We start from the raw sequence: 23,919 nt of genomic DNA, 5'->3' as shown, positions 1-23,919 counted from the left end.
GATGCCCGCGCCTGCTTTCATCATCGTCCGACACGGCAACACCTTCGAGGCCGGAGAGCCGCCGCGCCGGATCGGTGCGCGCACCGACCTGCCGCTGACGGCGGCGGGCACGGTGCAGGCCCATGCGCTGGGCGCGCATTTCGCCGCGCAGGGCTGGCATTTCGCGCGGGTGCTGGCCTCGCCGCTGGTTCGCACGCGGGCGACGGCAGCTGCGATCCTCAGCCACCTGCCCGCCTCTCCCCAGCCCGAGCCGTGCGACTGGCTGCGCGAGATCGACCACGGCCCGGACGAGGACATGCCCGAAGACGTGGTGCTCGCCCGCATTGGCACAGGTGCGCTGGCGGCATGGGACGAACGCGCCGTAGCCCCGCCGGGCTGGACCGTCGACGCCGAGGCGCGTCTTGCAGGCTGGCGCGCGCTGTTCGCGCAAAGTGAAGGCCCGGTCCTGCTCGTCACCAGCAACGGCGCGGCGCGTTTTGCGCTGATGGCGGCCGGGTTGGATGCTCCGGGTAGCCTGAAGCTCGCGACCGGCTCCTACGGCGCGATCCGGCGCAGCGCAGGCGGCGCGCTGGACGTGGCCGAGTGGGGCCGCCGTCCATGAGCGCCCCCCTTCCTCTGCTGCGCGCACCGCCCTTCCCCTGGGCCGATGCTGCCGTTTCGCACTTTGCCCCCGTTTCGCCTTTTGCCGAGCATGCGGCGCAGGTCGCCGATCCCGCCGCCCTTTTCGCGGCTGTGCGCGAGGCGCGCGTCGGCGGGCGGTTCTGGGCCGATCCCGCGCGTCTTGCCGGTCCGGCCGGGACCGTGCTGCGCCCCCGTTCCATCGCTGAAATCGGCACGTTGCGGCGCGCGGACGCGGTGTGGATCACGCCTGCCACAGGCCGGGACTGGACCCGCGCGCTGGCCGCCGAGACATGGCGCGGCGATGTCGATCCATGGTCGGTGCTGCCCGGCGCGCAGGCTCTCGCCGCGCATGGCGACGACGAATGGATCGTGCTGGCCCGTGTGCTGGGCGTGTCGGTGGAGGTGCTTTCTCCCGGCCGTTTCGGCGCGCCCGACGATGACGGCGCCGCGCTGGACCAAGTTGCCGCGCAGGCGCTGGGGGCCGCGATCTGGCGCGACCCCTTCACCGGCGGACCTTCCACGATGGCGGCGGCGTTGGAACTGCTGGGCTTGTGGCGCACGGTCCTCGACGCCAACCGGCCGATTGTGACGGCCTGCGGCATGGCATGGTGGAAACGCAAGGAAATCCGCCATTTCCTATGGCACCCGCAGCGGCCCCTGCGGATTGTATCGGCCCCGGCGCGGGCGCTGAAGATCGCGCGCAAGGCTGATGGCGGGACGGGCGGCGCCGTGGCGATCTGGCCTTCGCGCGTTTCCTCCGCACTGATCCGAAACGCCCGCGCACAAGGCACCGCGCTGGTGCGGGTGGAGGATGGTTTCGTGCGCTCGGTGGGCCTCGGCGTCGATCTGGTGCCGCCTTCCTCGGTGGTGGTGGACGCCTCGGGCATTCATTTCGACCCGGCAGGCCCGAGCGACCTGGAAACGGTCCTGAACACCGCCGAGATGCCGCCAAGGCTGCTCGAACGCGCCAAAACCCTGCGCAAGACGATCGTCGCGGCGGGCATCAGCAAGTATTCGGCCGGAACCGCATCCACGGTCCCCGAACGACACCCCGGCCCCCTCGGCGATCGGCGCCTGATCCTCGTCCCCGCGCAGGTCGCTGACGATATGTCGGTAATGGCAGGCGGCGGCGAGCTGGTCGCGCGCGCCGGGCTAGGCGCCAACCTCGAACTGCTGCGCCGGGTGCGTGCGGCCGAGCCTGACGCCGAGATCTGGTTTCGCCCCCACCCCGATGTCGACGCCGGGCACCGCAAGGGCGCCGTTCCCGACGCCGAGGTCCTGGCTTTCGCCGACCGCATCGTGCGCGGCGGCGGCATGGCGCCGTTGCTGGACGCGGTGGACGCGGTGCATGTGCTGACCTCCCTCACCGGATTCGAGGCGCTGATGCGCGGGCGTGAAGTCATCTGCCACGGCGCCCCGTTCTACGCAGGCTGGGGCCTGACCCGCGACCTTGGCGAAGTGCCCGCGCGCCGCATCCGCAGGCTCACCCTCGACGCGCTGGTGGCGGGCGTGCTGATCCTCTACCCGCGCTATCTCGACCCGGTGACCGGCCTGCCCTGCCCGCCCGAAGTGCTGGTGGGCCGCATGGCCAGCGCCAGCGCGGCAAACCGCCTTGGCTGGATCGCCCCGCTGCGCCGCTGGCAAGGCAAGCTGATGAGCGCTTTTCGATGACGCAAGTAATCCTCGACATCTCGCGCCTGATCTCGCGGCTGCGCTATTCCACCCCCTCGGGCGTGGACCGGGTGGAGATGGCCTATGCGCGCGGACTTCTGGCCCATTACGGCGATGCACTGGCCTTTGCCGCCGTGCATCCCTCCGGCCTTTACGGACGCCTGAAAACGGGGGCCGCGCTGGCCTATCTGGGCGAACTGGAACGCCGCTGGTCGAGCGAAGAGGATGCCCCGCGCCAGCGCTCGCTGCCTTCAGTCCTGCCATGGCTGGCGCGGCTGCTGCCCACCGGCAGGGGCGTGGGATCTTCCCCCGGCGCGGTCTACGTGCAGGCATCGCCGCACCACCTGACCAATGCCGCCAAAGTGCATGCTATCCTCGCGCGGGAGCGGGCGAAGTTCCTGTGCCTGATCCATGACCTGATCCCGATCGAGTTTCCCGAATATGCCCGCCCCTCCGGCGCGGCGCTGCACCGCCGCCGCATCGAGACGGTAGCCAGCGCCATCGCCCGGACGGGCGGCGCGGCGATCGTCAATTCCGCCGCGACGGGCCGCTCGCTGGCGCCGTGGCTGAAGCCGGGCACTCCGATCCACGTCGCCCTGCTGGGCACCGAAAGCCTGCCTCCCGCAGCGCCCGAGGCAGGGCCGGACGGGCGCCCCTACTTCGTGTGCCTGGGCACGATCGAGCCACGCAAGAACCACCTCCTCCTGCTCAACCTGTGGCGCCACCTCGCCGAAACGCTGCCGCCGGAGCAAGTGCCGCGCCTGATCGTCATCGGCCGCCGGGGCTGGGAGAACGAGCAGGTCGTCGACATGCTGGAGCGCTGCCCTTCCCTTGTCGGCCATGTCGAGGAACTGGGCGGCTGCCCCGATGCGCGTCTTTCCGCCCTGCTGCGCGGTGCCCGCGCGCTGGTCATGCCCTCGTTCGCGGAAGGCTACGGCATGCCGGTGGCCGAGGCGCTGTCGGTAGGCACGCCGGTGATCTGCAGCGACCTGCCAGCTTTACGCGAAGTGGGCGGCGCGGTGCCTGATTACCTCGACCCGCTCGACGGGCCGGGCTGGAAGGCGGCAGTGCTGGATCACGGCGCACGCGGGCCCCTTTACGCCGCGCAGATGCAGCGTCTGCCGATCTGGCACGATCCGACCTGGGCCGAGCATATCGCCATCGTCGCGGAGGGGGTCGAAAAACTGCGGGCGGCAGGACCTTCCTCGTAGCCCGCGCTCAGTTCCCGAACCGCCCCGTACTGTCGTAGCGCAGCGAGGTATAGGGGGCATCGCAGAATCTGGTCGTAAACGTACGCTAAGCGCCTGACCGGCTGTTTTGCGTGCGTAGTGGGCGATATCCATCCTCGGGCAATTTCATGTCGCTCCAGAGATAATCGCCGGTAAGACTGATGTGCTCCCAGCCCAGTGGTGCCGCATGGCTCAAGAGCTCACCCTCGATGACGCGGCCTTGCTGGCGCAGATAATCGGCCGCCCGCCCGAGATAGACGGTATTCCAAAGGATTATCGCGGCCGACACGAGGTTAAGCCCCGACGCCCGGTGCCGCTGGTTCTCGAATGTGCGATCCCGCAACTCGCCAAGCCGGTTGAAAAATACAGCGCGGGCCAAGGCGTTGCGTGCCTCGCCCTTGTTGAGATTAGCGTTGGTGCGGCGACGTAGGTCAATGTCATCGAGCCAATCCAGCATGAACAACGATCTTTCAACCCGACCAATCTCCCGCAGCGCCCGCGACAGCGAGTTCTGACGCGAATAGCCCGCCAGCTTCTTGAGCATGACGGAGGCGCTGACTGTGCCAGTGCGGATCGATGCAGCGAGGTGCAGCACCTCTGCCCAGTCATCCTCGATGGCTTTCACGTTGACGGCACCCCCGATCAATTGATCGAGGGCGGCAAATTCGGTGCCCTGGGCAAGCGTGTAGAGCCGCCTCTCGCTGAGGTCGCGAATGCGCGGAGCAAACCGGAAACCAAGCAAATGGCACAGGGCGAACACATGATCGACCGCGCCGGCAGTGTCGGTGGCATGCTCCTGGATCTCCAGTTGGCTCTCATGATTGAGCAGCCCGTCGATCACATGGGCGGCCTCGCCGGCGTTGGCGGCGATGACTTTGTTGTAGAACGGGGCGTAGCGATCCGACACGTGCGTGTAGAAAAGCACGCCGGACTCCGAGCCGTATTTGGCATTATAATCCGCCCGGCCCTCGCCTTTGGCGCCTGCTCGATAAAACTGCCCATCGGACGATGATCCCGTTCCCGGCCCCCAAATTGCCGAATGGGGTAACGCGTGATGATGCTCGACGATGGCTGCCAGGGCTGCGGAATAGGTTTCGTCGCGGATGTGCCATTGTGCGGTCCATATCAGGCGTGCGTGGGTCAAACCTTGCGAGCTTTCCGCCATGCGGCCCAGTCCCAGATTGGTGGCATCGGCCAAAATGGCGGCCATCAGCGCTTGCCCATCGTGGGACGGCGCCCCGTTTCGTACGTGCGTGAAACAATCGGCAAACCCTGTCCATACCCCCACTTCGGCCAGCAAATCGGTGATGCGTATGCGGGGAAGCAGGCCGTATAGCTGTGCCTTGAGGTTCTCGGCCTCATCAGGGACCGCGTTACGGAGCGGAGAAATCTTGAGACCGCCGTCGTCAAGGATCACATCAGGCAATTCGCCCTTCAGTGCCTTCGAGTTGACCTCTGCCATCCGGGCAGCGAGCCTCTCGCGCCGATCGTCGAGCCAGGCAGGGAACGAGGTGTCGATGGCGACGGGAACTCTTTGCTCGAGCAGCATGGTTTCGAAAGTGGGCTTTGGCAACAGATAGTCGGCCAGAGTTCGATAGGCCCTGCTGCCTTCAACCCAGATCGCGCCCGACCCCAGTCGTTCCCGCAAATGCACAATGACCGCGATCTCGTATGCACGGCGATCCACCTTCCCGTCCTGGAGGACAAGCTTGCGCCAGCGCACTCGCAGAAAACCAAGCGGCACCACGGGCGGGAGAGTGCGCCGGTTCGATCGATACAATTCGATGAGGACCGCCACTGCCGCCAGAACCGGATCGTTCGACTTTGCCGCCTTGAACGTGAATGCCCCCAAAAACTGCGGTGCAAATCTTCGTACCATGGGATACCGTTCCAGCACATCCGCCAATCCGTGCTCGCTCCCGCGGGTAAGAAGCTCGGTTTCCTCAACGCTTCGCTCGATATTCGGCCAGCCAATTTCCCGTTCGATCGCGTCCCTGGGATCCTCCTGCTTCCAGCGCCCTTCGATCAGCAACCGCCCGAGCGCCGCGTAAATTTTGCCGATTTCCTTCAGGCGACCCGCTTCTTCGACCAGTCGTGCAGAACGGGACCGTTCCGCGCGGCGGAATAGCGATCCAACCATCTTTTCCATCATGAATACGGCGGCGTCGGTCAACGTCACTTCCATTTCGATGACGAACGCGCAGAGCGTGGCAGTACGTCGTACCTCGTCCAGCCTGGAGAGGTGCTGCGCGCTCATGATCGCCGCCTCGCGAGACATGACGGCGTAGCGATTGGCGTGAATGGTGCGCGCGCGGGCCGGGTCGATGACCAACCCTCGCACAACGCTCAGTCTTTCGATTACAGCGGCGAGATTGCTGGCGCTGGGTGCTTCTGGATATTCACGCAGCCATGCCAGCGTGGTCCGACCGAGGGCAGGGTCTGTTGCCAGCAGTCGTACTAGATTGTGGCTTTGTTGGGCGGACAGCTCGCTGACGATTCCGGCATACGCAGATTTTCGCGCACGCGCGCGCGCAACCAAAGCGATACGTTCGAACGTGTCACTGGCGGGCAATGTCACATTGTTGTCCCGAAGGGCCTGGACCATCGCTGCGACAATTGCCCCACCCCGATCGGTTGAAGTCGCCACTTCAACTGCGATGTCGAAAAGGGCACGCCGATCTGCAGTCATGAAAGGGCGCATGCCCAGCCAGGCTTCGGCTTGGGCGCGGTGTTCCCGCAGCGTCGGCAGCCGATCGGCGTAGAGGGCAAAATCGCTGACGGCGCATGCAAGCTGTTCGGCGAGCAACGCCAACATCGGCATCGGCGGAATTTCATCGGCACGCAGGGGGCGGCCTGGCGCGCGCAGGTAGCAAAGCTGGACGGCAAAACCGATCCGGTTGGCAGGGCGACGTCTGCGGAAAATTTCTGCGAGTTCGTTGCTGCCGAGTGTGTAGAGCCGCTCGACGATGTCGGGTTCCGTCGGCGGATCGAACAGGGCGTCTCGCTGACCGGGGGTGAGGATCGTTTTGCCCGCCATATGCGCTTCCCGATTTTAAGGTGTCACTTATCCATATTGAACACCGTTTATCGATCATAGACAGCATGACGGATTATGTGACATCCTCGGCTATGGCAGCAGGCAGTCGGCTGCTGCGCTCCATAAACGGACGTATATGTGACAACTCAGATTGGTTACGCGCGGGTGTCCAAGGCGGACGGTAGCCAGGTCCATGACCTCCAGCGCGACGCGCTGGTCGCGGCCGGCGTCGATCCCGAGCATATCTATGAGGATGCCGCGTCGGGCCGGCTCGACAAGCGACCGGGGTTGGACGCGTGCCTGAAGGCGCTGCGCCGCGACGACACGCTCGTGATCTGGAAGCTCGACCGGCTCGGTCGCGATCTGCGCCACCTCGTCAACACGGTTGGGGATCTGACCAAGCGCGGTGTCGGCCTCAAGGTGCTGGCGGGTGAAGGCGCGTCGATCGACACCACCACCGCCAATGGACGGCTGATCTTCGCGATCTTCGCCGGCCTCGCCGAGTTCGAGCGCGAACTGATCGTCGAACGCACCAAGGCGGGGTTAGCCGCCGCGCGGGCACGGGGCAGAAAAGGCGGCCGGCCATTCAAGATGACCTTGGCAAAGCTACGCCTTGCTCAGGCCGCTATGGGCAAGCCCGAAACCGTGGTCGCTGATCTTTGCGCGGAAATGGGCGTGACACGCCAGACTCTCTACCGCTTCGTGGATCCAACCGGAGCATTGCGCCCAGACGGCCAGCGCCTTTTCGATCGTGGACGACAGCTCCGTTAAGCAGCTTCCGCCCCCCATCCCGAAATTCCGCTCACGTCCCGTTGCGGAAATTCAATCGGGCGTTTTGTGGGAAAGGACTTTAGGCCCAACGATTCCTTGCCTCCGCTCTGGAACGCGCTCACTCGTTGCCTCATGCAAGCGACAGACCTTCCTCATTCTACCGTGCACCTGCCGCCGTTACCCTCTGGTTGGCAGGTAGTAACGATGACGGTGCTGCCTGATGGATCGCTGGGCTTGCTGGGCACGAATGTTGATCTCGCAGGCGCTTGGGCGCGGGTGAGGCGACAGGTGACCGAGCCGCTTGCGGCTGACTCGCCGGAGCGGCCACAGCCGGTGGCGGCGCATGGTACCGCCCGTCTGTGGCGATTCGACGGCTTAACTCTTCATGACGGGCCGATGGTGCCGCTTGAACGCCCTTCGCTCGAACTCGCCGGGTTTCCGGATGGCCGCTGGTTGATCGCTGACACGAACGGCGGCGCCGAGCCAAACGGCCGGTTGTTTGCTCCCGATGGCATGCTGCTAGCACGGCTCCATCTCGGCGATGCTATCGAATATCTAGGTGTCGATCTCGCCGACCGTGTTTGGGTAGGCTGGTTCGACGAGGGTCTTTCCAGCAACTGGGATCGCCTTGCCGAGAATATCGATCAGACGGCAGTGGTCGCGGCCTGCTTTGCTGCTGACGGCGAGATGCTGCCGGTCGGACCAGTGCCAGACGCTGCCGGTTTTTTGGCGGACGTCTGCGCTATGACGGTAACTGAGGATGGTGCGTGGGTATGCCCTTACACCGAATTTCCACTGCTTCACCTGCGCGCCGGCCAACCGGTCCGGTGGTGGCGCAACAAGCTACTTGGAATTAATGCGATTGCCACGGACGGCCGCCATGCGTTGCTCACGGGCGGCTATAGAGATGATGCTGCGCGAATTGCGCTGGTTGAGTTAGGTGGCGACGGTCAAGGTGAAGAGGTACTGATGCTCGCTTCATGGCGATTGCCACTCGTCAAGCGTGTTCCGCCGGAACACGAGCTTCCGTCGGTTGCCGAGCATCTGGTGTGGGATTCACCGGCGCTGGTCGCCGGGAGGGGCGACATGCTGCACCTCGTTCAGGATGATATTTGGTATAGCTGGCGGATTGGAGATGCGGTCGAGGCTCTTGGCCGGACGTAGCGTCATGTTCGCAATCCACCCGAAAGCGATATTCCGCGCCCGGCAGCTTGCGCCCCCTTGCGGACATCGCGGACGGGGTGCAGTTTCCGGTTATGAGCGTCCCTTCCATCCTTCTTGCTGTCTTAGCGCTAAGTTGGAGTGCATCGTCCTCCCAAGCTCCACTAGACGAGGCTGCTTTTTATGGCGCTTCAGTCACGTTTCGAGATGGTGAGTGTTGGTTCTGGACAGGTGATGTTGGATTAACCGCCCGGCAATTTCAGGATGATTTAGCGGCAAGGTTTGATCGAAAACTAGGTCTTGTTCTATCATATTCCGGAGATACACCGGCGCGGTGTGTTAAACTGGCTCGTCGCGCCGCAACGGGAGCCGGGTTTAAGACGATCAAAGTTGCGGTCCGGGCAGATGCTGGCCCAGTCGGACCACCGCTGAACGGCAGCTAACCACCAGAATCCGCCGTTCAAAGGGAACGGATGACGCGTCGCAAATTACCGTTCGCTCATCCCTTTTGGGCTTAGCGTACGTTTACGACTAGATTCTGCGATGCCCCCGAAATTGACGCCGGAGCCTGGAAGAGATTGATGATAGAGTTCAACGGGTGCCGACCAGAGACATCACAACGCATTTATTAAGTGTGCCGTAATCCGGCGAATGAGGAGGATGCCATGAGCAAGACACCGACCGGCTCGACGATGAGCACCGGCGCGCCGGCTGCCAGCGACCGCAATTCGCTGACGATCGGCCCGGATGGTCCCATCCTGCTCCATGATGTGCATTTCCTGGAGCAGATGGCGCATTTCAATCGCGAGAAGGTGCCCGAGCGGCAGCCGCACGCCAAGGGTTCGGGCGCGTTCGGCGTTCTGGAGGTCACCGAGGACGTCTCCGCCTATACCAAGGCCGCGCTGTTCCAGAAGGGCGCGAAGACCGACATGCTGGCGCGCTTCTCCACTGTGGCGGGTGAACAGGGCAGCCCGGATACCTGGCGCGACGTGCGCGGGTTCAGTCTCAAATTCTATACCGACGAGGGCAATTACGATCTCGTCGGCAACAACACGCCGGTCTTCTTCGTGCGCGATCCGATGAAATTCCCGCATTTCATCCGCAGCCAGAAGCGACTTCCGGATTCAGGCCTGCGCGACAATCACATGCAGTGGGATTTCTGGACCAACAATCCCGAAACCGCGCATCAGGTAACCTACCTCATGGGTGAGCGAGGCCTGCCGCGCACCTGGCGCCACATGAACGGCTATGGCTCGCACACCTATATGTGGGTCAACGCCGCCGGCGAGAAATTCTGGGTCAAATATCATTTCCACACCCGTCAGGGCGTGGCATTTTTCAGCAACGCCGAAGCGGCGGCGATGGCCGGGGCGGATGCCGATTTCCACCGCCGTGACCTGTTCGAGGCGATCACGCGCGGCGAGCATCCGGTGTGGGACGTGTCGGTGCAGATCATGCCCTATGCCGAGGCGAAGGCCTATCGCGTCAATCCGTTCGACCTGACCAAGACCTTGTCGCACAAGGACTATCCGCTGATTCCCGTGGGTACGATGACGCTCAACCGCAACCCGGAAAACTTCTTCGCCCAGATCGAACAGGCGGCGTTCTCGCCGGGGAATGTCGTTCCGGGCATCGGTCTGTCGCCCGATAAGATGCTGCTCGGCCGCGCGTTCGCCTACGCCGACGCCCAGCGGAACCGCATTGGCACCAATTTCCACCAGTTGCCGGTCAACAAGCCGAAGGTGCCGGTCAATACCTATATGTTCGACGGCCAGATGGCCTACGAGCATAGCGGCAACGCTGCGGTTTATGTGCCGAACAGCAGCGGGCGGTCATGGGCCGACGAAGAGGGACCGGCGGCCGATGGCTGGGAAGCCGACGGCGACATGGTGCGTAGCGCCTACACGCTCCATGCTGAGGATGACGATTTCACCCAGCCGGGCCTATTGGTACGCGAGGTGTTCAACGACGACCAGCGCGCGAAGTTGGTCGACCAGGTCGCGGGTAGCCTGCTCGGTGGGGTACGCGAGCCGGTGCTAAGCCGTGCCTTCGCCTACTGGAAGAGCATCGATGCCGATGTCGGCCAGAAGATCGAGGCCAAGGTCCGCGCTGGCGCCGCTCCACAGCCCGCCGAAGGCATGGGCGAAGGCTGACATTGTCAAGAAGAGCGGCTGCGGGGCCTCCGCAGCAGCCTCCCTCGATCCCACAAATGAAAGGACGCACCATGAAGCACTATAAAGTCGGCTACCTCATCGGCAGCCTCGCCAAGGAGTCCATCAACCGCAAGCTGGCGGGTGCCCTCATCCGCCTGGCCCCCGAAAATCTCACCTTCACCGAGATCTCGTTCGCCGAGTTGCCGCTCTACAGCTATGATTATGACGCGGATTTCCCGCCGGCAGCGCGCGCGTTCAAGGATGCGCTCAAGGCGGTCGATGCGCTGTTGTTCGTGACGCCGGAATATAATCGTTCGATCCCGGGCGGCCTCAAGAACGCCATCGACTGGGCGAGCCGGCCCTATGGCACCAACAGCTTCACACACAAACCGTCGGCCGTCATCGGCACCTCGCCCGGCGCGATCGGCACCGCCATCGCCCAGCAGAGCCTGCGCAGCGTGCTGGGTTTCTGCAATTCACCCCAGATGAACGCGCCTGAAGCCTATATCCAGTTCACGCCCGGTCTGATCAGCGACAGCGGCGAGGTGACGGTCGAATCCACCGAGGCGTTCCTGCGGGGCTATATGGAGGAGTTCCACACCTTCATCGCCAGGGTGCTGTCGGTGCTGCCGAAAGACGCTTGAACTGCAGGAGTGCTTTCCATGAACGATGCTCAAACCGATTCGCTGACGCGCCTTCTGGCCAGTCTCCCTGATCTGCTACCAACGCTGGAGACGACCTACAAGGACGTCCACGCCCACCCCGAACTTTCGATGCAGGAAACCCGCACCGCCGGAATCGCAGCCAAACATCTGGCGGACAACGGCTATGAGGTGACGACCGGCGTTGGGAAAACCGGCGTCGTCGGCCTGCTGCGTAACGGCGACGGCCCGACCGTCATGCTGCGCGCCGACATGGACGCCTTGCCGGTACAAGAAGCGACCGGGCTCGATTATGCCAGCACGGTTTCGGCGACCGATCCCACCGGCAAGACGGTGCCGGTGGCCCATGCCTGCGGGCATGACATGCATGTGGCGTGGCTGATGGGAGCGAGCGCCTTGTTCGCCCGCACCCGCGATGCCTGGCGAGGCACACTGATCGTGCTGTTCCAGCCAGGCGAGGAAACCGCACAGGGCGCGCGAGCGATGATCGATGACGGCTTGGTTACTCGCTTTCCCAAGCCCGATGTGGTGCTGGGCCAGCACGTCATGGTCGGCCCGGCTGGGACGGTCGCCGGGAGCGCCGGGCCAATCACCTCGGCGGCGGACAGCTTGCAGATCCGTCTGTTCGGGCGCGGCGCGCATGGCTCGATGCCGCAGGCCAGCATCGATCCGGTGGTCATGGCGGCCTCGGTTGTCCTGCGTTTGCAGACCATCGTCTCACGCGAGGTCGCGGCAACCGAGGCCGCCGTCGTCACGGTCGGCGTGCTCCAGGCCGGCACCAAGGAGAATGTCATCCCGGATGAAGCGCTCATCAAGCTGAATGTCCGCACGTTTGACGAGGGGGTGCGCAAGCGGGTGCTCGCGGCGATCACGCGGATCGTGAACGCCGAGGCCGAGGCGTCGGGCGCCCCCCGGCCGCCGGAGATCACGTCGCTCGATAGCTATCCGCTCAACGTCAACGACAAAGCGTCGAGCGACCGAATTGCCGAGGCGTTTCGCGCGCATTTCTCTGCCGAACGCGTCCATCATACCGGCCCGGCCCCTGCGAGCGAGGATTTCGGATGCTTCGGCACGGAATGGCATGCGCCCTCGGTCTTCTGGTTCGTCGGCGGCACCGATCCCGCGCTTTATGCCAAGGCCAAGGCGGACGGGCGGCTGAACGAACTGCCGGTCAACCACAGCCCGAAGTTCGCGCCGGTACTGCACCCGACGCTAGCAACCGGAGTGGAAGCGATGGTCGCGGCGGCGCTGGCATGGAACGCGGCTCGATGATCGTTTTTCAGGTTCCCCGCAACGATGATTGACGCGCGGGCGACGGACGAACTGCTGCGGACGCTCGTGCTCGTGCTCGATCTTGGCGGGACGTTCGCCTTTGCGCTCAGCGGCGCGATGGCGGGGGTCAGGCGGCGACTGGATATATTCGGGATCCTCGTGCTGTCCTTCGCGGCCTCCACCTCCGGCGGGATCGCCCGCGATCTGCTAATCGGCGCGGCGCCGCCCGCGGCGCTGAAAGATTGGCGCTATCTGGCGGTGTCACTCGCGGCGGGGCTGCTATGCTTTTCCTGGTCCCCCCTGATTGAGAAGTTGCGCAATCCGGTCCGTATGCTCGATGCTGCGGGCCTGGCCCTGTTCGCCGTCGCAGGGACGGAAAAGGCGCAAGCCTATGGTTTGAACCCGGTCATGGCCGCACTGCTGGGGATGTTGACCGGCATTGGCGGCGGCGTCGCCCGTGACGTGCTGCTCGCCGAAATTCCGGTCGTGCTTCGCTCTGACCTCTATGCGGTGGCAGCGTTGGCCGGCGCGGCGGTCGTGGTGGGCGGCAGCTTGCTGCATCTACCGATCATCGTCACCGCGCTCGGCGGAGGCCTCGTCTGCTTCTGGCTGCGGATGATGGCGATCCGTCGGGGATGGCACCTGCCGGTCGCGCATGAAAGAGATGTCCCAACATCTCCCGACGAGCAGTGATGGAGCCCGTGGATCGTCGATGCGAGAGCCTGATGGCTTCGCACACATCGGTTATTCGCGGAATTTCATCTGGGCATGTGTCCCGTCACAAAATGGTTTATTGCGCGATGCGGCACAGCGTTACGCGGTCACGGATTTCATATTCAAAGCCGTCGGATGACACGAGCGCAACTCCACTCCGCAGCCAGAGTGAACCACTGCATTGCTCCACCGGATCCTCTATGAGGCCGATCGAGACAGGCAGGTAGGGCAATTGCCAACCTGGCGGATGACGGTGACCCGGATGTCAGGTTTCTCAGTGTCCGCGACCTGGCGCCAGACCTGTACGCCGCCGAGCTTGGCCGGGTGGATCCACATCAGGAATTTCCCTTGCGTCGGCGGGTTTCCCAGCCCTTTTTCGCAGCCGCAGAGCGCTTTTCCGCGCTCTGGCCCGATCCGCCCTTGCGGCCACCTTTGCGCGAACTCTCGTGGTTTTCGTTCTTGCCCCGGCCGGAGCCAGATTTGTTTCCGCCCCCGGACTCCTTGTTGACCGTCGCCCAGGCGCGCCTCTCTGCTTCCTCCTTGCCTACACCGCGGTCCTCATAGCCCTCCTCGATATGCTCGGCCTTGCGCTTCTGCTTGTCGGTGTAGCTCGACTTGTCTCCGCGAGGCATGATCCTTCTCCTTGTTAGTAACCCCCGCCAATCCTTTGAACGCGGCAGTTGCCAATTCGTCCCGATCTGTTTTGATCCGTTGGCTGCAATATCCTGATTGCTAGAAATCGCGCTTTGGCCCGTCCTATACGGGATCGAAGTCCACCCGGGCCGCATAGCGTCTATTGGCTGGATATGACCTGAAGCCCGGCAATTTTCGGGGCTTTAAACGGACTGGCCGCCCAATAAAGATGACAGGGCGGTATGTTGCACCATTCAAGGTCTCGCCGCACCTGGGCAAAATTGCGGTCGATGAGATGGCGGATGGCAGTACGCATCTGATATGCCGCAAGAACACCGGTCGGCCTTAGCGCAAGGGCGGTCTCGTGCATGATAATCTCCGCCTCTGCATCGCCCAGCGTCGAGAACGGCAGGCAGGCCGGTAAGAATGCAGTCGGCTGTGCCGCAAGCTCCTGCGCCGATATAGCTAGGGCCTTGATTTTAGACCAGTCCAACGGGGCCAGCATGCGGCGCACCATTCGGGCGCTTGCGGGAAAGGCCGAGCCGACCATTGACGGATGTCGCACGAACTCCGCTGCGGCAATCCATCCTGTATCTTTCACGAAGCTTTCTCCATGGATGCTGATCGGAGCTAGGATGTCGGCTTAGCCAGGATAGGGGTTTTTCTGCAGCAAACCGGCCAGATGCGCAGCGTTGCCAGCCACCATCTTTGCAGTCTCCGTCACCTTGTCCGGCGTCGTCGCCAAATCCTTGAAATCCGTAGACGCCATAGCCTCTCCGACCCAGTAGCATCCCGCGACCGCTGGAATGGTCCAGCCTACATCATTCAGAGCCTGGAAAAGCTGGGCGGATGAAAAATGCGCGCCGTCCTCGTTGCCAACGCTCGCCGCCACCGCAACTTTCCCGTAGCTCGGCATGCGGCCCTGATCGTCTGTCTCCGAGAGAAAAGCGTCCATCCGTTCGAGCACGCGCTTGGCGATGCTGGATATCTGCCCCATCCAGATCGGGCCGCCGAAGATGAGGATGTCGTGCGCGAGTATTTTCTCGCGCAGCGCAGGCCAGGCATCGCCGTCACCTTCGTCGGATGTCACTCCGGCTTTGATATCGAGCGCTGCCACCCGCACCGTCTCTGTGATCGTAACCTGACGCTCGGAAAATGCGTGTTTCAGCACCGCGATCATCACGTCGGTTGAGCTTGCCTCGTTCGCGTCGCTCTTGAGCGTGCAATTGAGAGCCAGGGCCTTGAGTGGCATCGATCATCTCCTTTGGTGTCGGCTGACGCATGCGTGCGATCATCCGTTCACAGACAGGAGAACTCATCGGCGGGAAAAGAGTTCTGCCTTCAAAGGAGATGCGCAATGACCGAGACCGCCCAGATGATCCACGAAGATGCGCTTCCCGGGCATGAAAGCAAACTCGACCCAAAGCCCGAATGGCAGCCTCGCTATAAGGGTTCCGAGCGTCTCAAGGACAAGGTAGCGATCATCACTGGCGCCGACAGCGGCATCGGACGCGCCGTAGCGGCGCTTTATGCTTGTGAGGGCGCTAACATCGCTATCGTCTATCTGCTCGAAGATGACGATGCCGTCGAAACAAAGCGGATCGTCGAGGCCGAAGGCCGCAAGGCGATCACCATCCGCGGCGATATAGGCGGGAAAGAGTTTAGCGATGAGATCGTACGCAAGACGCTCGATGCTTTCGGCAGGATCGACATTCTCGTCAACAACGCTGGCGAGCAGCATCCCGATGAGGACATCACAGACATAACCGAGGAACAGCTGCGTCGGACTTTCCAAACCAACATATTCGGAATGTTCTTCCTGACGCAGGCCGCGCTTCCACACCTCAAGCCGGGCGCGGTGGTCGTCAATTGCACGAGCGTCACCATGTACCAGGGCAGCAAGGATTTGCTCGACTATAGCTCGACTAAGGGCGCGATTACGGCCTTTACTCGGTCATTGTCGGAAAATCTGGTCGGCGATGGCATTCGCGTGAATGCGGTCGCACCAGGACCGATCTGGACCCCGCTTAATCCATGCGGCGGCGCGAAACCGGAAAAGCTGGAGCATTTTGGCAAGAGCACGCCCATGGGGCGGCCGGGACAGCCCAATGAAGTCGCGCCCGCCTTCCTGTTCCTCGCCTGCGAGGATTCCAGCTACATGTCCGGGCAGGTGCTCCATCCAAATGGCGGAATCATCGTGAACGGTTAGAGCGCTTTTTCCGCTGTCAGCGAGACATCGCGCATCCCAAGTGTCCAGCGTCGGACAAATCGAGCCCTGCCTGGCAAATGATACAGCATTTTCACCGAATGGAAGGAACTGAGATGACGGACCTGAGCCAAATCAAGGAGCATATGGAAATCATCGGCGCAGATGGCGTTCATATCGGCACGGTCGACAAGGTCGAGGGCGATCGCATCAAAATGACGAAGGCCGACAGCGGCTCGCATGCCGATCATCATCACTATTTCTCCGGAGGGCTGGTGGCCGCTGTCGAAGGCAATCAGGTTCGTCTGTCTGCAGCCGGTTCGGCAGCCGTTCTGCTGGAAGAGGAGGAAAGCGGCGAGGCGCTCAGCGATAAGTCGTCCTAAGCGCGAAAAAGTAGCCGGCCCCTACGGGCCGGCCACTTCTGCCTAATCAGTAGGGGTAGTTGATGCCGTAATAGCCATATATCTCTCGCCCGTAGTTGCGATCGAAAGCCGGCTCGCTGTCGCTTGCGTAGCGGGGCGCCTTTTCCAGCACGCTCTTGTCGAGATTAACGACATAGCCGCCCTGATCGGTGTCATAGGTGAGTACGTCCCAGGGTAGCGGATAATAATCGCTCCCCAGCCCGAACAGGCCGCCGAACTGAAGTACGGCATATTCCACCTTGCCCGAGCGCTCGGCACCTTTCTCGAAGATCCGGCACTGACACCGGCATCGGTCACACGATTTGTCGGCAGCCAGTTGGGGATCGACGGAACGGCCGAACTGATGGCGCGATATTGCGCAACCAAGGGGCGATGGCGGCATGGTCCGCGCGTCCGCGACCATTATGGCTACCGGGTCCTGTCCGATCCCAGCGTCGCGTTTCGACTGCACCGTTTCATATATGCCCTTTGCTGGACGGGCACCGATCGCCCTTCGATGCTGTTTGACGCAGCAGTGATATGGCTGCTTGTATCCAAGGTGCTGCTGCCGGGCCTTTCCGTCCTCGAGCGCGATATCGCACGGGTCCGCACGCGGGTCGCCGCGCACGTCCATCGCCGTCTGGTCGCTAGGCTGACGCCAGAGCAACGCACCGGCTCGATACGCTCGTCGCGGTTACCGGCGACGGACGGCAAAGTCCGTTGGATCGCTTACGTGACAGGCCATCGCGTTGGCCAGGAGGACCAGCTTGGCGCGCTCGGGCTAGTCGTCAATCTGATCGTGCTCTGGAATACGATCTACATCGACGCCGCCCTCGACCAGCTTCGCGCTGAAGGGGGTCGGTTCCGGCTGAGGGCGGAATGACACCCTAAGCGCCGGCGTCCTTGGGCCAAAGGTATTCGCCAGTGAGGAGGATGTGTGCCCATCCGAGCGGCGAAATATGGGCGAGAAGATGGTCGGGGGTATCGAGCCCTTCGCGGCGCCGGGCCTCAACGGCATGGCCAAGGTGCAGGGTGTTCCAGTAGACGATGATGGCGGTGAGCAGGTTGAGGCCGGCGATCCGGTAATGCTGACCCTCCGTCGTGCGGTCGCGGATTTCGCCCTGACGGCCGATGCGCAGGGCATTTTTCAGCGCATGATGTGCCTCGCCCTTGTTGAGGCCGACCTGTGCACGGCGCTGCATGCCGACGTCGAGTATCCATTCGATGATGAACAGCGTCCGCTCGATCCGGCCCACCTCGCGCAGCGCGGAGGCAAGATCGTTCTGGCGCGGATAGGAGGCGAGCTTGCGCAAGATGCTGCTCGGCGCGACCTGTCCAGCGCTCATCGTGGCGGCGCAGCGGAACAGATCGGGCCAGTTGGAAACGATCAGCGCCTCACGGACCTTGCCGCCCACCAGCGGGCGCAGCTCGCTTGGAGTGGTGGCAGGGTCGAATACGTACAGACGCTTGGATGGGAGGTCGCGGATGCGCAGTACAAGGCGGTAGCCGAGCATGGCGCCGATCCCGAACAGATGATCGGTGAACCCGCCGGTGTCGGCGTATTGCTCTTCGATCCGTCGCCCTGCCTCATTCATCGTCAACCCGTCGAGGAGGTAAGGTGCTTCGCTGACTGTGGCTGGAATAGTCCGCGATGCAAACGGCGCGAAGCGGTCGTTAACGTGAGTATAGGCCTTGATGCCGGGATCGTTGCCGTAGCGGGCGTTGATCGTATTCATCGCCTCGCCCTGCCGTGCGGCGGGGAAGAACTGGCCATCGGCCGATGCGGCTCTACCCATACCCCAGACCTGGGCCATCGGCAGCGCCCCTTGCGCCGCGACCACGTTGGCCAGCGCCTGGTCGATCGCCTCGCTTTCGACGTGCCAGCGCGCGAGACGGGAGAGTTGCCAATAGTCGTGAGTGTTGGAAGCCTCTGCCATCTTACGCAGGCCCAAATTCAGGCCCTCGGCGAGCAGGACGTTGAGCAGCCCGATCCGGTCGCCGCACGGCACGCCGGTGCGCAGATGTGTGAAGGCATCGGTGAAACCCAGCGCGGTATCGACTTCGAGCAGCAGATCGGTGATGCGGACGGGCGGCAGCCGGCGATACAGATCTAGCACCAGATCCTCGATCCCATCCGGCGCGTCGGCGGTGAGCCGATCAATGCGCAGCGTGCCGTCCTCGATGCTGCCTTTCGGAATTGTACCGCTGCGCGCGGCGCGACCGAGCCGGGCAAGGCCATCGGCGAGACGCACCTTGCGGTCGGCCAGCCAGACCTGCGGGTCGGACGGGACCGCCAGTTTCGCGGCATGCGCGACCGCCATCGGCACGAGGACGTGGCGCAGGTCACCATACCGATGCGAGCGGTCAAGCCATATGTCGCCCGAGCGCAGCGCGTCGCGCAAGTGGAACATGACCGCGACTTCCCGGAGGCGGGCATCATCATCGCCCTTCGCCCGCAACTGTCGTCGCCATTTGGAATGCGGGCGCAAGAAATCGTCGGCCGCCGGAACTGCGCCCTTGGTAGCGATGACGGTAGCCGCGTCCAGCAAAGGCCGTGCAACCGCCGCAGCTTTGAGATCGAGGCATCGCAGCATGCGCGGGGCATACCGACGGAAGCGGTGATACCCCTGATCAACATGGGCCAGCGGATCGTCGCCCAAGGTGTCCGTCAACGTCTTGGCCGTAGCGACGAGGCTCGTGAGCCGTTCCCATCCCGCCCCGCGCGCGACCGCATCTTCCAGCGACGCGCCGTCGCCATGCGCTTCGAGCAATGATTGACCGAGTGCAGTGAAGCCGTTCAAAGTCGCAGTGGTAGCGCCTCTGGTTTCTACGACCCGCGCGTCATGCAGTTGCTTCGCGTCGCGCCAGGTGCGGCCAACGATCCGGTCATGTGTTTCGATCACCGCATCCGCCATCGCAGTGACCCATTCAATGACGCAGACCGCCATGATAGCGCGGCGCCGATCGGCGCCGAGGTCGCGCAGGCCATCGGCGAAGTAGCGCTCGCCCTGCCGGCGTAGCCGGGCGACGCGATGCGGTGGAACACCGGCAAGTAAACCATCATTGAGGTTCATCGCGCGCAGGAACTCGAGTCGGTCGAGCAGCCGGTTCGCCGCGGCGGAGTTGTTGCCCGGCTCAATCCGGCGCAGCCAGATGAAGCGGCTGATCGCCCCCGGCAGCATCTCGGTAGTCAGTCTGTCGAGCCCATCACAGGCGACGGGATCGAGACGGGCCGCGATCCGCTTCTCGATCCGACGTTCGGCGGCGACGAGCGCGTCCGCGCACAAACGCTCGATTGTCGTGATCGCCGGCAGGATGGTCATGGTTTCACGGCAGCGGGCAATGAAGCGCCGGGCAAGGTCGTCGTTTGAGCGTGCCTGCTCGGCTTCGGCGAGAAGCCAATCGCGGAAAGCCCTGGCATACGGTCCCCGTCCGGGGAACATTCTGTATCCGTAGATACGGCGCAGCGCCTCCATGTGCTGGTGGCGGGTTTGGCGTCGAACGGCATAGGCCGCGAGTGTCTCGCCAGCGATGCCAAGCTGGGCGCCTAGAAAGGCAGATACGGTGTGGGGGATCAGTTCGCCGGGAGCAAGGGTCCGGCCTGGATATCGCAGCGCGCACAACTGCAGGGCGAACCCGATGCGGTTCTCCGGTCGGCGACGCCGGTCGATATGAATCAGGTCATCGTCTGCCAGAATATAATGGCGCAGCAGCGCCGCTTCGTCAGTCGGTAGGTCGAGTAGGGCCGAACGCTGTCGGGCGCTGAGGATATGGCGTCTCGGCATGCACGGCTTGTCCCCATTGAACAGAAGTCTGTTTTGGACAACACTGACCCCACGCAAATCAAGGCTTTTCGAGGCCTAATTCCAGAAGGGTTCAATTGGGACAGCGCGCCGCCATCTACGCCAGGGTTTCGACAGCCGACCAGTCGTGCGAACGGCAGCTCCGCGACTTGGCCGGCTTTGCCGAGCGTGGCGGCTATGAAGTGGTCGAGGTCTTCCGCGAAACCGCGTCGGGCATGAAGGCAAACCGTTCGGCGCGGGCTGAGGTGATGAAGCTGGCGCAGGCACGCCATATCGATGCGATCCTCGTTACCGAACTCAGTCGCTGGGGGCGTTCGACCCAGGACCTGCTCGATACACTCAACCGGCTGTCGGGCTGGCGCGTGTCGGTGGTCGCGATGAGCGGCATGACGTTCGAGGTCGATACGCCGCATGGGCGGATGATGGCGACGATGCTCGCAGGTATAGCCCAGTTCGAGCGCGACATGCTGAGCGAGCGGGTCCGCTCTGGCCTTGCTGCAGCGCGGGCACGTGGCCGCAAACTCGGCCGGCAACTGGGGGAGCGACCCAAGTCGGACCGCCTCGCGCCCAAAGTGTTGGCGCATATCGCCGAGGGGCGGAGCTATCGCTGGATCGCTCGCGACCTGGGACTCAGCAAGAACACGGTCGCCGGGATCGTGGCTCGCGCACGGGGTAACGTGAGCCCTGATGTCACGGTGACGACATGACCGGGGCGTCTGGACGGCTGCGTCCCGATCCCCGGCGCAAGGCGCGGTTTCGCGAAATCGCCCGAGGCATTGTCGCCAAGGATCGCTACAATCGGAAGTACGGGATCGCCGTCGACACTGCTGGCGCCATCGCGCAGGCGCTAGAGCGCGCGTACCGCGATGGAGTCCGGGACGACCCGGCCGCAGCCGTTCAAGCGCCCGAACAGGATGATGCCGGCCCGCTGGAATGGGCGTTGATCCCACCACGACCGCGAGATGCCTTCTGGAGTATCTGCCTATACACCCTGGGCCGCGATACCGATCTCCCACGTGACGGCCATCTCGCTCCGGCTATTACCGAACGCGGAACGCCCGGATGGACACTCGTGGCAGGAGGGTACACCCCTGACAGGGTGATCAGCGATAGGAGCATTGGCCCGCTTGTCCGCCTCGGCCTTATCGCGCTCGCAGTCGATTTACCGGTTCGCATGATCGTAACCGCACAGGGGAAGGAAACATGGGCTCTCTTCTGCCAGCGCGGTGGGATGTACCCTGAGGATCTCACTGACATTTGATCCATTTGATCGACATCCATCCGGCGGAATGGTGAAGGGCAGCATCCGCCCCATTCAGGACAGAAGCAGGCAGTTCCAGCTTCGTGCGAGAAATCGCTCGCGGTGCGCGACCGCGTTGATGATTCCTGTCCTAGAATGCTTTTGCACCCGTTTATTTCGGGATTGCACGGACGGCAGCGTTTTTGCCGTCAGGCCGTAGAAACGGCCTGTAACCTAGAAGGAAACTTGAAATGGCGTTTTCGGTAAACACCAATGCTGGTGCCATGGCTGCTCTCCAGAGCCTCAATGCCACCAACCGTTCGATGGAAACCACCCAGAGCCGTATCACCACGGGTCTGAACGTGGCGTCCACGAAGGACGACTCGGCGAAGTACACCGTCGCCCAGACGCTCCGCGGCGACCTCGGCAAGCTGGGCGCAGTCACAAGCTCGCTCAACAACGCCAAGAGCGTCACGGACGTGGCCGTCGCCGGTGCCGAACAGATCTCCGACCTCGTCAACCAGATGAAGTCGAAAGCGCTCGAGGCATCGGATGCCGGTCTGGACCAAGAAAGCCGCAAGGCGATCTCCAACGACCTCGTTGCGCTCAAGAAGCAGATCAACACCGTAATCGAAGGTTCGAACTTCAACGGTACCAACCTGCTGAAGGGCACGGCTGCGGTCGGGGGCGGTACCCCCGTCGCCGCCACTGGCGACAAGGTCAGCGCGCTGCAATCGATCGGGGGCGGCGATACGCTCACGATCGGCAACCAGGCGCTGAGCGAGGCGGCCGGGACCGCGTTCGGGGCTTCCGGCACCGACGCGGACATTACGAACCTGGCGCTGGCCGATGATTCGACCTCCACCACCACCGCGGCGGCGACCGGTTCGGGCGCGGCGAAGACGCTCGGGGCCAAGCTCGACACCTTCTTCGACAAGGTGAAGACGAGTCTCAGCGAGCTCGGAGCCGGTTCGCGCCAGATCGACGGCCAGCTTGCCTTCAACAGCAACCTGTCCGACGTGGTGACGAGCGGCATCGGCAACCTCGTCGATGCAGACCTCGCCAAGGAGTCTGCGAGCCTTCAAGCCCTTCAGGTTCAGCAGCAGCTGGGCGTGCAGGCCCTGTCGATCGCCAACCAGGCACCGCAGACGCTCCTGTCGCTCTTCCGGTAAGCGGAACGAACGACTGGCCTTTCCGGCTCGCCGGAGGGGGATTTCGGAAAGGCCGGGACGATCCGTCGTCCCGGCCTTTTTATTTCTGATCAAACCGGCAAATTCGTCTCGTGGGACAAACGGTGGCGATCCTTCTATGATATAATTTCTTCTAAAGGACCTTTTGGCATGACGCTTCGTATTTCGCTTCGCAACCGTGAGCCAGTTATTGTGAATGGTGCGGTGCTGCGCGCGGTCGGGCGAACAGATCTTGTCTTAGAAAACGCAGCAACCATTCTGCGAGGGAGGGATGTGATGAAGCCGGAGGATGCCGATAGCCCGGCAAAGCAGCTCTATTTCGCATGCATGATGGCTTATATCGACCCAGCCAACCTAATCCGTCACCAGCATGCGCTGCTGGAACGCTTGGAAGAGCTGATGAGTGCGCTGCAGTCGCCCGAGGCGAAGTCTGCGTGTGTACGCTTTGCCGACAACGTCGGCGTAGGGCAGTTCTATCAAGCGCTCGCAGAATGTCGCTGGTTGATCAGGTACGAAGACAATGCGCTGGCTGGTATCCCGACGACGGTAGAAATCGAAGATACCAACTGCCGCTGACACTCGACAAAGCGGATGATCGCATACAGCAGATAAAGTCTGCTTCCCACCACTTCTTGCCGTTTCGCTTAGGGTGTCATTTCGCCCTCAGCCGGAACCGACCCCAAGATGACCCTGCTGGCGGGTTTGGTGGCGATGATGGTGGATGGCACAGTGTTCGCGGGCGGTTGCCCGTCTGATCGACACCACCAGTTTGAGCAGATCGCTAAGGCGTCGGCAGTCGATATCGCCGATCGGTGGTCGGCCCCCATCGCGGTATTTGACCGCATGAAGCGGGCTTCCCTCGTTACCCTTCTGCGTGAGGAAGTGGGCGATGCCAGCGCCGACAATTGCGCGACCATCAAGAAGAAGGCGGACCTTGCCGTCAACGTGTCGGGCCGCCTTCCCGGTAACTGGCTCCCCTCCCCCATGCGGATCGGTGCGTTTGATAAGCCCCAAGCGGCCGAGGATGGGTAACCGTCCGGGCGTTACCGCGGCGTTTGGGCCTTGAAGCGGGCGGCGAGCTCGGGATCATCGAGGAAGTCATCGAGGAAGCCGTGCCAGGTCTCGGTGGTGCGGCGTGCATCTCTGAGCATGTCG

The 23,919-nt window shown here is 63.1% G+C and carries 23 protein-coding genes and 2 pseudogenes; 18 read left to right on the top strand and 7 right to left on the bottom strand.

What is annotated here, in order from left to right; genetic code table 11:
* The first annotated feature begins 1 nt into the window (after position 1).
* From GVL61_RS18260 to GVL61_RS18250, 3 genes are read left to right on the top strand one after another with little or no spacing between them, the layout of a single operon-like run.
* Complete coding sequence (locus GVL61_RS18260) at positions 2-601, top strand: histidine phosphatase family protein (RefSeq protein WP_159982087.1); 600 nt, start codon at positions 2-4, stop codon at positions 599-601.
* Positions 598-2,292 carry a beta-3-deoxy-D-manno-oct-2-ulosonic acid transferase gene (locus GVL61_RS18255; RefSeq protein ID WP_159982086.1) on the top strand — a complete coding sequence of 565 codons (1,695 nt, stop codon included), beginning with the start codon at positions 598-600 and terminating at the stop codon, positions 2,290-2,292. The genes GVL61_RS18260 and GVL61_RS18255 overlap by 4 nt, the downstream gene beginning before the upstream one ends.
* Entirely contained in the window at positions 2,289-3,503 is a 1,215-nt protein-coding gene (locus tag GVL61_RS18250) for a glycosyltransferase family 1 protein (RefSeq protein ID WP_159982085.1), read from the top strand. Before GVL61_RS18255 ends, GVL61_RS18250 begins: the two co-directional genes overlap by 4 nt.
* Positions 3,504-3,588: 85 nt before the next feature.
* On the opposite strand, the gene GVL61_RS18245 is transcribed toward GVL61_RS18250, so the two are convergent.
* A complete protein-coding gene (locus tag GVL61_RS18245; protein ID WP_159982084.1) occupies positions 3,589-6,558 on the bottom strand; it encodes a Tn3 family transposase in 2,970 nt (989 codons plus the stop codon).
* 138 nt (positions 6,559-6,696) lie between these two features.
* On the opposite strand from GVL61_RS18245, the gene GVL61_RS18240 reads away from it, so the two are divergent.
* From GVL61_RS18240 to GVL61_RS18215, 6 genes are all read left to right on the top strand, one after another.
* Positions 6,697-7,329 carry a recombinase family protein gene (locus GVL61_RS18240; RefSeq protein WP_159982083.1) on the top strand — a complete coding sequence of 211 codons (633 nt, stop codon included), beginning with the start codon at positions 6,697-6,699 and terminating at the stop codon, positions 7,327-7,329.
* A gap of 204 nt (positions 7,330-7,533) precedes the next feature.
* Positions 7,534-8,493 (top strand): hypothetical protein, encoded by a 960-nt coding sequence (locus tag GVL61_RS18235; RefSeq protein ID WP_159982082.1) that lies wholly within the window; start codon positions 7,534-7,536, stop codon positions 8,491-8,493.
* A 662-nt stretch (positions 8,494-9,155) separates the two neighbouring features.
* A complete protein-coding gene (locus GVL61_RS18230) occupies positions 9,156-10,643 on the top strand; it encodes a catalase (RefSeq protein WP_159982081.1) in 1,488 nt (495 codons plus the stop codon).
* A gap of 71 nt (positions 10,644-10,714) precedes the next feature.
* Positions 10,715-11,287 carry an NADPH-dependent FMN reductase gene (locus tag GVL61_RS18225; RefSeq protein ID WP_159982080.1) on the top strand — a complete coding sequence of 191 codons (573 nt, stop codon included), beginning with the start codon at positions 10,715-10,717 and terminating at the stop codon, positions 11,285-11,287.
* 18 nt (positions 11,288-11,305) lie between these two features.
* Positions 11,306-12,577, top strand: coding sequence for a M20 family metallopeptidase (locus GVL61_RS18220; protein WP_159982079.1), 1,272 nt, complete (start codon positions 11,306-11,308; stop codon positions 12,575-12,577).
* A gap of 24 nt (positions 12,578-12,601) precedes the next feature.
* Complete coding sequence (locus tag GVL61_RS18215) at positions 12,602-13,270, top strand: trimeric intracellular cation channel family protein (RefSeq protein WP_159982078.1); 669 nt, start codon at positions 12,602-12,604, stop codon at positions 13,268-13,270.
* Between the two features lie 51 nt (positions 13,271-13,321).
* Here GVL61_RS18215 and GVL61_RS25470 read toward each other — a convergent pair.
* From GVL61_RS25470 to GVL61_RS18195, 4 genes and pseudogenes are all read right to left on the bottom strand, one after another.
* Positions 13,322-13,390 (bottom strand): annotated as a pseudogene (locus GVL61_RS25470) (CDGSH iron-sulfur domain-containing protein); the annotation flags it as partial.
* Positions 13,391-13,626: 236 nt separating this feature from the next.
* On the bottom strand, positions 13,627-13,923 hold the full coding sequence (locus GVL61_RS18205) for a plasmid stabilization protein (RefSeq protein WP_159982077.1): 297 nt from the start codon (positions 13,921-13,923) through the stop codon (positions 13,627-13,629).
* A 161-nt stretch (positions 13,924-14,084) separates the two neighbouring features.
* Positions 14,085-14,525: a hypothetical protein gene (locus GVL61_RS18200; protein ID WP_235037779.1), complete on the bottom strand. Its 441-nt coding sequence runs from the start codon at positions 14,523-14,525 to the stop codon at positions 14,085-14,087.
* A 42-nt stretch (positions 14,526-14,567) separates the two neighbouring features.
* Positions 14,568-15,176, bottom strand: coding sequence for a flavodoxin family protein (locus GVL61_RS18195; protein ID WP_159982076.1), 609 nt, complete (start codon positions 15,174-15,176; stop codon positions 14,568-14,570).
* Positions 15,177-15,281: 105 nt separating this feature from the next.
* Here GVL61_RS18195 and GVL61_RS18190 point away from each other — a divergent pair, with 105 nt between their 5' ends.
* Entirely contained in the window at positions 15,282-16,133 is an 852-nt protein-coding gene (locus GVL61_RS18190) for an SDR family oxidoreductase (RefSeq protein ID WP_159982075.1), read from the top strand.
* A gap of 113 nt (positions 16,134-16,246) precedes the next feature.
* Complete coding sequence (locus GVL61_RS18185; protein WP_159982074.1) at positions 16,247-16,513, top strand: DUF2171 domain-containing protein; 267 nt, start codon at positions 16,247-16,249, stop codon at positions 16,511-16,513.
* 46 nt (positions 16,514-16,559) lie between these two features.
* Here the strand turns inward: GVL61_RS18185 and GVL61_RS18180 are convergent, their stop codons facing one another.
* The gene (locus tag GVL61_RS18180; protein WP_368667132.1) at positions 16,560-16,790 is read right to left on the bottom strand and encodes a hypothetical protein; all 231 of its coding nucleotides are present in this window, start codon (positions 16,788-16,790) and stop codon (positions 16,560-16,562) included.
* 6 nt (positions 16,791-16,796) lie between these two features.
* On the opposite strand from GVL61_RS18180, the pseudogene GVL61_RS18175 reads away from it, so the two are divergent.
* Both GVL61_RS18175 and GVL61_RS25465 read left to right on the top strand, forming a co-directional pair.
* A pseudogene (locus tag GVL61_RS18175) lies at positions 16,797-17,269 on the top strand (DUF4158 domain-containing protein); the annotation flags it as partial.
* Positions 17,265-17,414, top strand: coding sequence for a Tn3 family transposase (locus tag GVL61_RS25465; protein ID WP_159982073.1), 150 nt, complete (start codon positions 17,265-17,267; stop codon positions 17,412-17,414). The pseudogene GVL61_RS18175 and the gene GVL61_RS25465, both read left to right, overlap by 5 nt.
* Before the next feature lie 4 nt (positions 17,415-17,418).
* Here GVL61_RS25465 and GVL61_RS18165 read toward each other — a convergent pair whose 3' ends face one another.
* Complete coding sequence (locus GVL61_RS18165) at positions 17,419-20,316, bottom strand: Tn3 family transposase (RefSeq protein ID WP_159982072.1); 2,898 nt, start codon at positions 20,314-20,316, stop codon at positions 17,419-17,421.
* Positions 20,317-20,411: 95 nt separating this feature from the next.
* Between GVL61_RS18165 and GVL61_RS18160 the strand changes: the two genes are divergently transcribed.
* From GVL61_RS18160 to GVL61_RS18140, 5 genes are all read left to right on the top strand, one after another.
* On the top strand, positions 20,412-21,041 hold the full coding sequence (locus GVL61_RS18160; protein WP_004213007.1) for a recombinase family protein: 630 nt from the start codon (positions 20,412-20,414) through the stop codon (positions 21,039-21,041).
* Positions 21,038-21,595 carry a hypothetical protein gene (locus GVL61_RS18155; RefSeq protein WP_004213004.1) on the top strand — a complete coding sequence of 186 codons (558 nt, stop codon included), beginning with the start codon at positions 21,038-21,040 and terminating at the stop codon, positions 21,593-21,595. The genes GVL61_RS18160 and GVL61_RS18155 overlap by 4 nt, the downstream gene beginning before the upstream one ends.
* 230 nt (positions 21,596-21,825) lie before the next feature.
* Positions 21,826-22,746: a flagellin gene (locus GVL61_RS18150; RefSeq protein WP_159982071.1), complete on the top strand. Its 921-nt coding sequence runs from the start codon at positions 21,826-21,828 to the stop codon at positions 22,744-22,746.
* Positions 22,747-22,914: 168 nt separating this feature from the next.
* Complete coding sequence (locus tag GVL61_RS18145) at positions 22,915-23,340, top strand: flagellar biosynthesis repressor FlbT (protein ID WP_159982070.1); 426 nt, start codon at positions 22,915-22,917, stop codon at positions 23,338-23,340.
* Between the two features lie 108 nt (positions 23,341-23,448).
* Complete coding sequence (locus GVL61_RS18140; RefSeq protein WP_235037778.1) at positions 23,449-23,796, top strand: hypothetical protein; 348 nt, start codon at positions 23,449-23,451, stop codon at positions 23,794-23,796.
* Positions 23,797-23,919 lie beyond the last annotated feature (123 nt).

The organism is Novosphingobium sp. 18050 (genome assembly GCF_902706195.1).
Classification (GTDB): Bacteria; Pseudomonadota; Alphaproteobacteria; order Sphingomonadales; family Sphingomonadaceae; genus Novosphingobium.
The sequence above is the reverse complement of the archived record's forward strand: the minus strand, read 5'-3'. Positions and strand labels throughout refer to the sequence as shown.